The sequence below is a fragment of the Pseudomonas sp. FW215-R2 genome (assembly GCF_058789255.1).
In genome coordinates, this window is the sequence record NZ_JBYTBO010000016.1 from 141,758 (window position 1) to 153,998 (window position 12,241).

The window sequence follows — 12,241 nt, forward strand, 5'->3', positions numbered from 1 at the left end:
CATGACTGCACTGAACCTGATCCCTGGCCAACTGAGCCTGTCCCAACTGCGTGACGTCTACCAGAACCCGGTCAAACTGAGCCTCGATTACAGCGCTGCTGCCCAGATCGAAGCCAGCGTCGCCTGCGTCGAGCAGATTCTCGCCGAGAACCGCACTGCCTACGGCATCAACACCGGTTTCGGCCTGCTGGCCTCGACCCGCATCGCCAGCGAAGACCTGGAAAACCTCCAGCGTTCGCTGGTGCTGTCCCACGCCGCTGGCGTTGGTCAGCCGATCAGCGATGAGCTGGTGCGTTTGATCATGGTGCTCAAGGTCAACAGCCTGAGCCGTGGTTTCTCCGGCATCCGCCGCGTGGTGATCGATGCGCTGATCGCCCTGATCAACGCCGAGGTTTACCCGCACATTCCGTTGAAAGGTTCGGTCGGTGCATCCGGCGACCTGGCACCGCTGGCGCACATGTCGCTGGTACTGCTGGGCGAAGGCAAGGCGCGCTACAAGGGCGAGTGGATGGAAGCGACCGAAGCGCTGAAAGTCGCCGGTCTGACCCCGCTGACACTGGCTGCGAAGGAAGGCCTGGCGCTGCTCAACGGTACTCAGGTCTCTACCGCATTCGCGCTGCGCGGCCTGTTCGAAGGTGAAGACCTGTTTGCCGGCGCGCTGGCGCTGGGTGGTCTTACAGTTGAAGCGGTGCTCGGTTCGCGTTCGCCGTTCGACGCCCGTATCCACGCCGCTCGTGGCCAGAAAGGCCAGATTGACACCGCTGCTGCTTACCGCGATCTGCTGGGCGAGCGCAGTGAAGTGTCCGATTCGCACCAGAATTGCGAAAAGGTCCAGGACCCGTACTCGCTGCGCTGCCAGCCGCAAGTCATGGGCGCCTGCCTGACCCAGTTCCGTCAGGCTGCCGAGGTGCTGGTGATCGAAGCCAACGCCGTGTCCGACAACCCATTGGTATTCGCGGCTGAAGGCGACGTGATTTCCGGCGGCAACTTTCACGCCGAACCGGTGGCCATGGCTGCCGACAACATGGCTTTGGCCATTGCGGAAATCGGTTCGCTGAGCGAGCGCCGTATCTCGTTGATGATGGACAAACACATGTCGCAACTGCCGCCGTTCCTGGTGGCCAACGGTGGCGTGAACTCCGGTTTCATGATTGCCCAAGTGACTGCGGCCGCACTGGCCAGCGAGAACAAGGCACTGGCCCATCCGCATTCGGTGGATAGCCTGCCAACCTCCGCCAACCAGGAAGACCACGTGTCGATGGCCCCGGCTGCCGGCAAGCGCCTGTGGGAAATGGCCGAGAACACTCGCGGGATTCTCGCGGTGGAATGGCTGGCGGCGGCGCAAGGTCTGGACCTGCGCAACGGCCTGAAGACCTCGACCAAACTGGAACAGGCCCGGGCGATTCTGCGTCGCGAAGTGCCGTTCTACGAGAAGGACCGCTTCTTCGCGCCGGACATCAATGCAGCGACTGAGCTGCTGGCTTCGCGGACTCTGAATGAGTTGGTTCCGGCGAACTTGCTGCCGAGTCTGTAAGTGCCTCATCGCCAACAGGCTGTCTTCCACTCTGCGTGGAGGCCGGCCTGTTGGCGTTTCGATTTTTGCGTCGAATAACAATAAATAAGGACGAAAAATGCAGCAGCCAGCAAAAGGTTTGAAACGCGGGCTTTCGGCCCGACACATTCGCTTCATGGCCCTGGGATCCGCGATCGGTACCGGGTTGTTCTACGGTTCTGCCTCGGCCATCCAGATGGCCGGTCCTGCCGTTCTGCTCGCTTACCTGATTGGTGGCGCGGCGGTGTTCATGGTCATGCGCGCCTTGGGCGAGATGGCGGTACACAACCCGGTCGCCGGCTCGTTCGGGCATTACGCGAGCACCTATCTCGGCCCGATGGCGGGCTTCATCCTCGGTTGGACCTACGCGTTCGAAATGGTCATCGTCGGCATGGCCGATGTGACGGCGTTCGGCATCTACATGGGCTTCTGGTTTCCGGAAGTCTCGCGCTGGATCTGGGTGCTGGGCATCGTTTCGGTGGTCGGCGGCCTGAACCTGTGCAACGTCAAAGTCTTCGGTGAAATGGAGTTCTGGCTGTCGTTGCTCAAGGTCGCGGCTATCGTCGCGATGATCCTCGGCGGCTTCGGCATCATGTTGTTCGGCATCAGCACCGCCCCCGGTCAGGCGACCGATATCAGCAACCTGTGGACCCAGGGCGGTTTCATGCCCAATGGCATAGGTGGCCTGATCGCCTCGTTTGCGGTGGTGATGTTTGCCTTCGGTGGTATCGAAATCATCGGTGTGACTGCCGGTGAAGCCAAGGACCCGCACCGTGTGCTGCCCAAGGCGATCAACGCCGTGCCGCTGCGCATCCTGCTGTTCTATGTGCTGACGATGCTGGTGCTGATGTCGATCTTCCCGTGGCAGCAGATTGGCAGCCAGGGCAGCCCGTTCGTGCAGATTTTTGACCACCTGGGCATCAGCTCGGCGGCCACGATTCTGAACATTGTGGTGATCTCGGCGGCGGTGTCGGCCATCAACAGCGACATTTTCGGTGCGGGCCGCATGATGTACGGCCTGGCTCAGCAAGGGCATGCGCCGAAAGGCTTCGCTCAGCTGTCACGCAATGGCGTGCCGTGGCTGACGGTGATTGTGATGAGCTGCGCGCTGCTGCTGGGCGTGTTGCTGAACTACCTGATCCCGGAAAACGTGTTCCTGCTGATCGCTTCCATCGCGACCTTCGCCACGGTGTGGGTCTGGCTGATGATTCTGTTCACCCAGGTGGCCATGCGTCGTTCGATGACGGCCGAGCAGGTGGCGCAACTGAAATTCCCGGTACCGTTCTGGCCGTACGCACCGATGGCGGCGATTGCCTTCATGCTGTTCGTGTTCGGCGTGCTGGGTTACTTCCCGGACACCCAGGCAGCGCTGATCGTCGGCGTGGTCTGGATCGTGTTGCTGGTGCTGGCTTATCTGACGTGGGTCAAACCGGCGGCCGGGCAGGCTGCGCGGGTGACCAGCGATCAGCCGGTTTCTCAGCCTTGATCTGATCGAAGGGGGCGCCCGGGATATACCGGCGCCCCCTTCACGCATCACTTCTTCGGCGATTTGCTGCCGTTGGGGATGTGCAGGTAAGACATCACGCTTTCGGTCAGCTCGGTCGCCAGTTTGACCGCTTCCTTGTTGCGCGCCATTACGCCCGCGACCAGTCCCTCGATCAACGCCAGCATGGCCACGTTGGAACTGGTCAGCACCGGATGATCGCAAGGCGCAAACAGCACATGCTCGGCAATGCTGGTGAGCGGCGAGGCCGGTGAGTCGGTGATCGCCAGTACCGACGCACCGCGTTGGTTGGCGAATCGGGCGAGTTGCAGGGTGTCGAGGGAATAACGCGGCAGGGAAATCGCCAGCAACACATCCTGATCGGTGATCGCGGCCAGTCGGTACGCGGCGTTTTCGTTGCCGCCCTCCATGCTGATGGCGGTGGCGTCGGCGCAGAACGGCATCAGGGTCGAGGCGGCGAGGCCGGCGAAGTAGACGCTGTTGCCGAACCCGAGGATGTAGATCTTGCGCGCAGTGGTCAGCCGGGTGACGAACGCTTCGAAGGCTTCGGCGTGGTTGTTGGTCGCCGCCGTGGCCAGGTTGCTGCTGGCGCTCTCGATCTGCTCATGCAGGCCAAACGCTCCGCCCGGACGATGAGCCAGTTCATTACGCAGCTTGTCGACCGGCGACACCATCTGCTGCAACGTCGCTACCAGTTCAGCCCTCATGCCCATATAACCACCGAGGTCCATCGCCTTGGCCAGTCGGTTGACGGCGGCGGGCGAGGTCGATGTTTCGTGGGCCATTTCCTCGATCGTCAGCGTCGCGGCTTTCAGCGGATGACGCAGGATGAAGTCAGCCACCTTGCGCAGCGACGGCGGCAGATCGGCAACGATTTCCGCCAGTTTGCGCATGACCGGTGCGGCGTAGACCGTGGTGTCTTTCGATGGGCTGGGCATATCCGGATCAACAGTTCCTGAAAGTGAGAGAAGGGCTGCGCCTGACAAGGTTGGCTGGAGTGTATCCGAAGCCAACCGTTGCAGGACAACGCCGAGCGAAGCGGTCGGGCTTACTTCAGGCTCCCGGCCAGAAACTGCTGGAGGCGTTCTGACTGCGGATTGACCAGCACTTCACGTGGATCTCCGCGCTCCTCGACCAGCCCTTTGTGCAGGAACACCAATTGATTGGAAACCTCACGGGCGAAGCCCATTTCGTGGGTCACAACCACCATGGTGCGACCCTCCTGGGCGAGGTCCTGCATGACCCGCAGCACTTCGCCCACCAGTTCGGGATCGAGCGCCGAAGTCGGTTCGTCGAACAGCATCACTTCCGGTTCCATGGCCAGTGCGCGGGCAATTGCCACGCGCTGCTGTTCGCCACCCGACATGTGGGCGGGCCAGGCATCCTTGCGATGCGCCACGCCAACTTTGTTCAAATAGTGCTCGGCCTTTTCCCGGGCCTCTTTCTTGCCCACGCCCAGTACATGCACCGGGGCTTCCATGACGTTTTCCAGGGCGCTCATGTGCGACCACAGGTTGAAGTGCTGAAACACCATCGACAACCGTGAACGCATGCGTTGCAACTGTCGGGGTTCGGCTGCCTTGAGTTCGCCCAGTTTATTCGCCACCAGTTTCAGCGGTTCGCCATTGAGCACAATGCTGCCGGCGTTGGGTTGTTCCAGCAGGTTGATGCAACGCAGGAAGGTGCTTTTGCCTGACCCGCTGGAGCCGATGATGCTGATCACATCGCCAGCCTGGGCCTGCAGGGACACGCCCTTGAGCACCTGGTGGGCGCCGTAGCTTTTGTGCAGGTCCTGAATTTCAAGTTTGTACATGGTGTGAACTCTCTGGCATCAGTCGCTGAGCAAGCGGCCTTGGCGAATAGGGGTGAAACCGGCGACCTTGGCCAGCCACAGACCGGGTTGGGCAAAGCGCAGGCGTTCGCGGGCATAGAGCACGCCGTCGGTGCAGGCGCGGACGATGCTGTGACGGTCGTTGAGCGGATCATGGACTTCGAACAGCGGATCGCCGACCTTGACCCGCGCCCCCAGCGGTTGCAGGAAACTGACCACGCCCGGGTGCGGCGCACAGGCGTACTGCGCGCCGGCGAACGGCATCGCCTCGCAACGGCTCGACGGCGCTGGCGGCCATTCACCGCTGATCAACCCCTGTTCGGCGAGGTAGCCGAGAATCGCCTGCGCACTGTGAGTGCATTGCTCGCGTTCGGTGTCGGCCATGCCGCGCAATTCGATGGTGGTCGCCGCGCAGGCCAAGGGAATGTTGGCTTCCGGGAACAGTTCGGTCAGGCGCAGCCACGGCACCGCACAGGCCTCGTCGAATGCACTGCCGCCAGCGTCTTCGGCCAGCAACGTGACCTCGGCACCCAGGCGTGCGGCCAGTGAATGCAGGCGTCCCCAGTGTTGCGGCATGGTGTAGAGCAGCATCACCGACTCGAAATCGCAATGCAGGTCGAGCACCACATCGGCGTCACAGGCATGTTGCAGCAACAGGCGACGCAGGCCATCGAGTTCCGAGGCCGGTGGCGGCATGTCGGCGAGGGTGTCGATCAAGGCGCGGCGGATCAGCGCGACGTTGGCGTCGGCGTCATCGCCCAACCGGCCTTTGAGCAATGGCGCCACGGCTTCGGCCAGCTCCGGGAAGTCGCGATTGAAGTTCTTGCCGCTGGCGAACTCGAAGCGACCTTGATGGGTGGCCTGGAACATCTGGGCGATGCCGATCGGGTTGGCCATCGGCACCAGCTCGATCACGCCGTTCAGGCGACCCTGTGCTTCCAGTTCCAGCAGGCGGCGCTTGAGCTCGACGGCCACGCGCATCCCCGGCAGCTCGTCGGCATGCAGGGAGGCCTGGATGTACGCCTTGCGCGGGCCGGCGCCAAACCGGAACACCGACAGTGACCGTTCGGTGCCCGAAGCGCTCCACGGCAACAGGTATTGAATCTTTTCCATGTCAGCTCCTTAGTGCTTGCGCGGTGCCAGGTAGGCCAGCCAGCGGCGTTCGGCCAGCTTGAACAGGCGCACCAGAATGAAAGTCAGGGCGAGGTAGACGAGGCCGGCGGTGATGAACGCTTCGAACGGCATATAGAACCGCGAGCTCACCGTGCGTGCCGCGCCGGTGATATCCACCAGCGTGACGATGGAGGCCAGGCTCGTGGTTTGCAGCATCATCAACACTTCGTTGCTGTACTGCGGCAGTGCCCGGCGCAAGGCCGATGGCAGCAAGATGCGGCGGTACAGGGTCAGGCGGGACATGCCCATTGCCCGGGCGGCTTCGATTTCGCCGTGAGACGTGGACTTCAGGCTGCCCGCCAGCAACTCCGCGCTGTAGGCACTGGTATTGATGGCGAACGCCAGGCAGGCACAGAACGTGGCGCTGGAGAGGTAGGGCCAGAGCACGCTTTGGCGCACCGATTCGAACTGCGCCAGGCCGTAATAGATCAGGAACAGTTGCACCAGCATCGGCGTGCCGCGAATCACGTAGGTGTAGAGCCACGCCGGGAAGCTGAGCAGCGGCGAGCGCGACACCCGCATCAGCGCCAGCGGAACCGCCAGGACCAGCCCCAGGCTCAGGGAAATGAGCAGGACTTTGAGGGTCAACAAGGCGCCGTCGAAATACAGCGGCAGGTTTTCCCAGATCAGGTTGTAGTCGAGCATCATCGGCAGGTTCTCCTCACAACTCGGCGGCTTTGATGCCGACCGAATAGTGTTTTTCCAGAGCGCGCAGCACCAGCAGCGACACGCTGGTGAGCATCAGGTACAGCGCCGCCACCGCAATGAAAAACGTGAACGGCTCGTGAGTGGCGTCGGCGGCGTTCTTGGCCTTGAACATCATGTCCTGCAGGCCGATGACCGAAATCAGCGCGGTGGATTTGGTCAGCACCAGCCAGTTGTTGGTGAACCCCGGAATGGCGAAGCGAATCATCTGCGGCACCAGAATCCGCCAGAACACTTGCGTGCCGCGCATGCCATAGGCCGCACCGGCTTCCGCCTGACCTTTGGGGATGGCCATGAAGGCACCGCGAAAGGTTTCCGAGAGATAGGCACCAAAAATGAAACCCATGGTGCAGACACCAGCGATGAAGGGATTGATGTCGATGTAGCGGGTGTAACCGCACGCCAGGGCGATGCGGTTCACCAGATCCTGGCCGCCATAGAAAATCAGCAGGATCAGCACCAGATCGGGAATGCCGCGAATCAGGGTCGTGTAGCCTTCCCCGAGCATGGCCAGCCATTTGAGCGGCGACAGGCGAAACGCCGCGCCGATCAGGCCCAGGGCAATGGCCAGCGACATGGAGGTCAGGGCCAGGTTGATGGTCAGCCAGGCACCATCGAGAATGCTCGATCCGTAGCCGTGGAGCATGATGAAGTTCCTCAAGCGTGCGCCCGAAGGCGCGCAAGACAAGCCCGAAGGGCGCCTGCAGCGGGCTGGCGCCGGGCGGAGGCGACGGTTTATTCGCCGTAGATATCGAAGGCGAAATACTTGCCCATCACTTGCTGGTATTTGCCGTTGGCGCGGATGGCGTCGATCGCCGCGTTCAGGCGCGCCGTGTTGGCGACGTCACCTTTGCGCACCGCGATCCCGGCACCACGGCCGAAGTATTTCGGGTCGTTGATGTCCGGCCCGGTCAGGGCGAAACCTTGTCCGGCCGGTGTCTTGATGAAGCTTTCGTCGGTGTTGACGATGTCGGCGAGGGTGGCGTCCAGGCGACCCGAGGCAAGGTCGAGGAAGGCTTCGTTCTGCGAGCCGTAGCGCACCACGACGACGCCGGCCTTTTCCAGTTGCTCGGTGGCAAACCGGTCATAGGTCGATGAGCGTTGCACGCCGAGTTTCTTGCCCTTGAGGTCCACCAGCGGGTCGTTGATTACGCTGCCGGCCTTCATCGCGAACTTGCCCGGCGTGTGGTAGTACTTTTTGCTGAAGTCGACCGACTTCATCCGGTCTTCGGTGATCGACATCGACGACAGCACGGCGTCGATCTTGCGCACCTTGAGCGACGGAATCATGCCGTCGAACTCCTGAATGACCCACTCGCACTTGACCTTCATCTCTTCGCACAAGGCGTTGCCGATGTCGTAGTCGAACCCGCTGACATTGCCTTCCGGCGTTTTGTAGGAAAAGGGTGGGTAGGCGGCTTCGATACCGATACGCAGGCTGTCTTCATCGGCATGGGCCATGAAGCTGAATGCGCACAGCGCCAGAGCACCTAGAAGTTCTGTCTTGTTCATTTTGTCGACTCCTGGGAGGGCGTTAGGAAAACAGGTGCCCGCCATCCGGGTGGCGCGCTGGATCATTCCTGTGATCGGCGAGGCTATAAATGACACGAAATAAATCATTCATCAATACAACTGAAAATAAAAATATCAATTCTGGATCGGCGGTCGTTCGGCCATGCCCGTTGAAGATCGGGGACTGCCTATAATGCGAGGCGGTTTTTCATCCACTTCGGGGACACCATGGATCGCTTCCAGGAAATGCAGGTTTTCGCGGCCGTTGCTCAGGAGCAGGGCTTTTCCGCGGCGGCGCGGCGCTTGGGTCTGTCGGCGGCCAGCATTACCCGGGCGGTGGCGGCGCTGGAGCAGCGGATCGGTACGCAATTGCTGATTCGCACCACCCGCAGCGTGCATCTGAGCGAGGCGGGCCAGCGTTACCTGGAAGACTGTCGGAGGATTCTTGCCGAGGTGCAGGAAGCGGAAGACTCCGCCGCCGGCAGCCACACCCAGCCCCGTGGGCAATTGACGGTGACTGCGCCGGTATTGTTCGGCGAGCTGTTTGTCACACCGGTGATGGCGGGTTATCTGACGCAGTACCCGGACGTTTCCATCAACGCCTTGCTGCTGGATCGCGTGGTGAGCATGGTCGAGGAAGGGGTCGATGTGGCGATCCGCATCGGTGATTTGCCGGACAGCAATCAGCATGCGATCCGGGTCGGTGAGGTGCGCCGGGTGATTTGCGGCTCGCCTGGGTATTTTGCCGTTCACGGTCGGCCAACCCATCCACAGGCGTTGGCGGGCGCGCCGGTGGTGGCGACTTCGGCCATCGGCCAACTGCGCAGCTGGCCATTCCTGGAGGACGGTGAACCCTTGAGCGTCAGGCCCGAGCCTCGGCTGGTGGTCACCGCCAATCAGGCCGCGATTGCGGCCGCTTGCCTGGGACTTGGATTGACTCGGGTGCTGTCTTATCAGGTTGCCGGCAAGATCGCCTCCGGTGAGCTGGAAATCGTTCTCGCCGAGTACGAGTTGCCGCCGCTGCCAATCCACGTGGTGTATCAGGGCGGGCGCAAGGCGCCGGCCCGGGTGCGCAGTTTTGTCGATTACACCGTGAACGCCTTGCGTGAGCATCCGGCCCTGAAAAACGCGGCGTTATTTCATCCAGAGAAATAATGGATTGCGTTTGCTGGTGATTCTGTTGTTTTCGCGATAGGTGGAAGATGACTGCCACGGCCGCCGACCCTCCTGAGCGGCGCCTAAGCCCTGCGGAGTCGACCATGCAAGCGATCAAACTCTACAACTTCCCTCGTTCCGGCCACGCCCACCGGGTCGAGCTGATGCTGTCCCTGTTGCAACTGCCGACCGAACTGATCTTCGTCGATCTGGCCAAGGGCGAGCACAAACAACCTGATTACCTGGCGATCAACAGCTTCGGGCAAGTGCCGGCCATTGATGACAACGGCGTGGTGCTGGCCGATTCCAATGCGATTCTGGTGTATCTGGCGCAGAAGTACGGCAACGGTCGCTGGCTGCCGAGCGACCCGGTCGGCGCGGCGCGCGTCCAGCGCTGGCTGTCGGCAGCGGCGGGGCCGATTGCCTTTGGCCCGGCAGCAGCGCGATTGGTCACGGTGTTCGGGGCGAAACTCAACGCCGATGAGGCGATCACCCGTGCGCACAACCTGCTCAAGGTGATGGATCTGGAACTGGGCAAGACTCCGTTCCTGGTCGGCAGCGAGCCGACCATCGCCGACGTCTCGGCCTACAGCTACATCGCCCATGCGCCGGAAGGCAATGTGTCGCTGGACGACTATGCCAACGTGCGCGCCTGGCTGGCGCGGGTTGAAGCATTGCCCGGTTTTATCGGCATGCCACGTACCGTCGCCGGTCTGCAAACCAGCGCCTGAGGTTCACCATCCAGACTGCGCCGCTGGCGTGGGGGAGAGGTCGTCATGGAACGTTCACCCTGGCACGCCGGCGAGCGACAACTGCAAGCGCAGGTCGGCGTTGCCGAGCGCATGGAGGAATTCGGTCGTAAGGTGATTCGCACCTGGATGCCGGATCAGCACCGTCAGTTCTATCAGCAATTACCCTTCATGCTGTTCGGCGCGGTGGATGCCGATGGCCGTCCCTGGGCCAGTGTGCTGGAGGGTGAGCCGGGTTTCGCGCACTCTCCGGAACCGACGCAGTTGCACTTCGACAGTCTGCCCGCCTTTGATGACCCGGCGCAGTTGCAGGCAGGTGCGGCCATCGGCCTGCTCGGCATCGAGTTGCACACCCGTCGGCGCAATCGCCTCAACGGCCACATTGGCAACCTGGGTACGAGCGGCTTCGACTTGACGGTCGATCAGTCCTTCGGCAACTGCCCGCAGTACATTCAGTTGCGCCAGTTCCAGCGAGTGCCGCTGGCAGACCCGCGAACCCGGCGTGCCGAGCATTTCGATGGGCTGGATGACGCGGCGGTCGCGCTGATCGAAACGGCCGACACCTTCTTCGTCGCCAGTTATGTCGATGTCGACGGCGAGCGTTCGGTGGATGTTTCGCACCGTGGCGGCCAGGCCGGTTTCGTGCGGGTGGAAGGCAATCGCCTGACCATCCCGGATTTTGCCGGCAACCTGCACTTCAACACCCTCGGCAACCTGCTGCTCAATCCCCGGGCTGGCTTGCTGTTCATCGACTTTTCCACAGGTGATCTGTTGCAGCTCAGCGGCCGTACCGAGGTCATTCTCGACGGGCCGCAGATCGCAGCCTTCCAGGGCGCCGAGCGGTTGTGGACGTTCGAGGTGGAAAAAGCGGTGCGGCGTCCGGGCGCGTTGGCCCTGCGCTGGCGCTTCGACGGCATGTCGCCGACCAGTCTGTTGACCGGCACCTGGGCTCAGGCCGACGCACGTTTGCAAGCCCAGGCTCTGGGTGACAGCTGGCGGCCGCTGCGGGTGACGCGGATTGAAGCGCAGAGCCAGCACATTCGTTCGTTCTACCTCGAACCCGTGGATGGGGCCGGTTTGCCGGTATTTCAGGCCGGGCAACATCTGCCGCTGCGCTTCAAACTCGATGGCGAGGTGTTCATCCGCACTTACAGTCTGTCGGGTGCGCCGTCGGATGATTTCTTCCGGATCAGCGTAAAGCGTGAAGGGCGGATATCGACGCATCTGCACGATCAGGTGCGCGTCGGTGATGTGCTGGAGGCGCGCTCGCCCCAAGGGCATTTCACCGTGGCGCCGCTGGAGCGTCGGCCCTTGGTGCTGCTGGCGGCCGGGGTCGGGATCACGCCGTTGCTGTCGATGCTGCGTGAGGTGGTGTATCAGGGCCTGCGCACCCGGCGGATTCGTCCGACCTGGCTGATCCAGAGTTCTCGCAGTCTTGCCGACCAACCGTTTCGCGCGGAGCTGGACCGCTTGTTGGAGGACGCCGGCGATGCGGTGCGGGTGTTGCGCCTGCTCAGCCAGCCGGAGCCCGATCTGGTGGAAGGCGAGGATTACGACCTGCACGGGCGCATCGACGGCTCATTGCTGAGGAACCTGCTGGACGTCGAGGACTTCGATCAGATCGACTTTGTGCTTTGCGGCCCCGGCGGCTTTACCCAAGGCCTTTACGACAGCCTGCGTGAACTGGACGTGCGTGACGACCAGATCCACGCCGAAACCTTTGGCCCCTCGACCCTCAAGCGGCAGGCCGATCCGGACGCCATCGTGATCGAACAATTGCCGGCCGTCACCACCTCGGTGCCGGTGGTCTTCGAGCGTTCGGCCAAGGAAGCGCGGTGGCAGCCCGATGGCGGCAGTCTGCTGGAGCTGGCGGAAAGTCGTGGCTTGCGTCCCGAGTTCAGCTGTCGCGGAGGATCATGCGGCACCTGCAAGACGCGGCTGATCAGCGGTGCGGTGAATTATCCACAGCCCCCGGCCGACGTGCCGGAGGAAGGACAAGTGCTGATTTGCTGTGCGGTGCCGGCGCAAAGTGCCCAGCCGCTGGTGCTGGATCTGTAGAG

The 12,241-nt window shown here is 62.3% G+C and carries 11 protein-coding genes; 5 read left to right on the forward strand and 6 right to left on the reverse strand.

Translation table 11 applies throughout. The annotated features are described in order from the left end of the window. Nucleotide 1: 1 nt before the first annotated feature. Together hutH and AC3WRD_RS21560 are read left to right on the forward strand one after the other, a co-directional pair. Nucleotides 2–1,534 carry a histidine ammonia-lyase gene (gene hutH, locus AC3WRD_RS21555; protein ID WP_492574051.1) on the forward strand — a complete coding sequence of 511 codons (1,533 nt, stop codon included), beginning with the start codon at nt 2–4 and terminating at the stop codon, nt 1,532–1,534. Between the two features lie 97 nt (nt 1,535–1,631). After that, nucleotides 1,632–3,038 (forward strand): amino acid permease, encoded by a 1,407-nt coding sequence (locus tag AC3WRD_RS21560; protein WP_102622638.1) that lies wholly within the window; start codon nt 1,632–1,634, stop codon nt 3,036–3,038. A 47-nt stretch (nt 3,039–3,085) separates the two neighbouring features. On the opposite strand, the gene AC3WRD_RS21565 is transcribed toward AC3WRD_RS21560, so the two are convergent. The 6 genes from AC3WRD_RS21565 to AC3WRD_RS21590 all read right to left on the reverse strand — a co-directional run bounded on the left by AC3WRD_RS21565 (nt 3,086) and on the right by AC3WRD_RS21590 (nt 8,277). Continuing rightward, nucleotides 3,086–3,994 (reverse strand): MurR/RpiR family transcriptional regulator, encoded by a 909-nt coding sequence (locus AC3WRD_RS21565; protein WP_096817037.1) that lies wholly within the window; start codon nt 3,992–3,994, stop codon nt 3,086–3,088. Nucleotides 3,995–4,104: 110 nt separating this feature from the next. After that, a complete protein-coding gene (locus tag AC3WRD_RS21570) occupies nt 4,105–4,869 on the reverse strand; it encodes an ABC transporter ATP-binding protein (protein WP_102622637.1) in 765 nt (254 codons plus the stop codon). 18 nt (nt 4,870–4,887) lie between these two features. Further along, entirely contained in the window at nt 4,888–6,000 is a 1,113-nt protein-coding gene (locus AC3WRD_RS21575; protein ID WP_102622636.1) for a succinylglutamate desuccinylase/aspartoacylase family protein, read from the reverse strand. 9 nt (nt 6,001–6,009) lie between these two features. Further along, complete coding sequence (locus tag AC3WRD_RS21580; RefSeq protein ID WP_102622635.1) at nt 6,010–6,708, reverse strand: ABC transporter permease; 699 nt, start codon at nt 6,706–6,708, stop codon at nt 6,010–6,012. Between the two features lie 13 nt (nt 6,709–6,721). Then, nucleotides 6,722–7,411 (reverse strand): ABC transporter permease, encoded by a 690-nt coding sequence (locus AC3WRD_RS21585; protein ID WP_096817045.1) that lies wholly within the window; start codon nt 7,409–7,411, stop codon nt 6,722–6,724. Between the two features lie 89 nt (nt 7,412–7,500). Then, the gene (locus tag AC3WRD_RS21590; RefSeq protein ID WP_102622634.1) at nt 7,501–8,277 is read right to left on the reverse strand and encodes an ABC transporter substrate-binding protein; all 777 of its coding nucleotides are present in this window, start codon (nt 8,275–8,277) and stop codon (nt 7,501–7,503) included. A 228-nt stretch (nt 8,278–8,505) separates the two neighbouring features. Between AC3WRD_RS21590 and AC3WRD_RS21595 the strand changes: the two genes are divergently transcribed. The 3 genes from AC3WRD_RS21595 (at nt 8,506) to AC3WRD_RS21605 (ending at nt 12,239) form a co-directional block, all read left to right on the forward strand. After that, nucleotides 8,506–9,432 carry a LysR family transcriptional regulator gene (locus AC3WRD_RS21595; RefSeq protein WP_102622633.1) on the forward strand — a complete coding sequence of 309 codons (927 nt, stop codon included), beginning with the start codon at nt 8,506–8,508 and terminating at the stop codon, nt 9,430–9,432. A 104-nt stretch (nt 9,433–9,536) separates the two neighbouring features. After that, nucleotides 9,537–10,163 carry a glutathione S-transferase family protein gene (locus AC3WRD_RS21600; RefSeq protein ID WP_102622632.1) on the forward strand — a complete coding sequence of 209 codons (627 nt, stop codon included), beginning with the start codon at nt 9,537–9,539 and terminating at the stop codon, nt 10,161–10,163. A gap of 45 nt (nt 10,164–10,208) precedes the next feature. Continuing rightward, a complete protein-coding gene (locus AC3WRD_RS21605) occupies nt 10,209–12,239 on the forward strand; it encodes a 2Fe-2S iron-sulfur cluster-binding protein (RefSeq protein ID WP_102622631.1) in 2,031 nt (676 codons plus the stop codon). The last annotated feature ends 2 nt before the right edge of the window (nt 12,240–12,241 follow it).

What these genes read in the sequence shown, in the direction of transcription:
- hutH (WP_492574051.1), top strand. Translation starts at nt 2, where the DNA reads ATGACTGCACTGAACCTGATCCCTGGCCAACTGAGCCTGTCCCAACTG.
- AC3WRD_RS21560 (WP_102622638.1), top strand. Translation starts at nt 1,632, where the DNA reads ATGCAGCAGCCAGCAAAAGGTTTGAAACGCGGGCTTTCGGCCCGACAC.
- AC3WRD_RS21565 (WP_096817037.1), bottom strand. Translation starts at nt 3,994, where the DNA reads ATGCCCAGCCCATCGAAAGACACCACGGTCTACGCCGCACCGGTCATG.
- AC3WRD_RS21570 (WP_102622637.1), bottom strand. Translation starts at nt 4,869, where the DNA reads ATGTACAAACTTGAAATTCAGGACCTGCACAAAAGCTACGGCGCCCAC.
- AC3WRD_RS21575 (WP_102622636.1), bottom strand. Translation starts at nt 6,000, where the DNA reads ATGGAAAAGATTCAATACCTGTTGCCGTGGAGCGCTTCGGGCACCGAA.
- AC3WRD_RS21580 (WP_102622635.1), bottom strand. Translation starts at nt 6,708, where the DNA reads ATGATGCTCGACTACAACCTGATCTGGGAAAACCTGCCGCTGTATTTC.
- AC3WRD_RS21585 (WP_096817045.1), bottom strand. Translation starts at nt 7,411, where the DNA reads ATGCTCCACGGCTACGGATCGAGCATTCTCGATGGTGCCTGGCTGACC.
- AC3WRD_RS21590 (WP_102622634.1), bottom strand. Translation starts at nt 8,277, where the DNA reads ATGAACAAGACAGAACTTCTAGGTGCTCTGGCGCTGTGCGCATTCAGC.
- AC3WRD_RS21595 (WP_102622633.1), top strand. Translation starts at nt 8,506, where the DNA reads ATGGATCGCTTCCAGGAAATGCAGGTTTTCGCGGCCGTTGCTCAGGAG.
- AC3WRD_RS21600 (WP_102622632.1), top strand. Translation starts at nt 9,537, where the DNA reads ATGCAAGCGATCAAACTCTACAACTTCCCTCGTTCCGGCCACGCCCAC.
- AC3WRD_RS21605 (WP_102622631.1), top strand. Translation starts at nt 10,209, where the DNA reads ATGGAACGTTCACCCTGGCACGCCGGCGAGCGACAACTGCAAGCGCAG.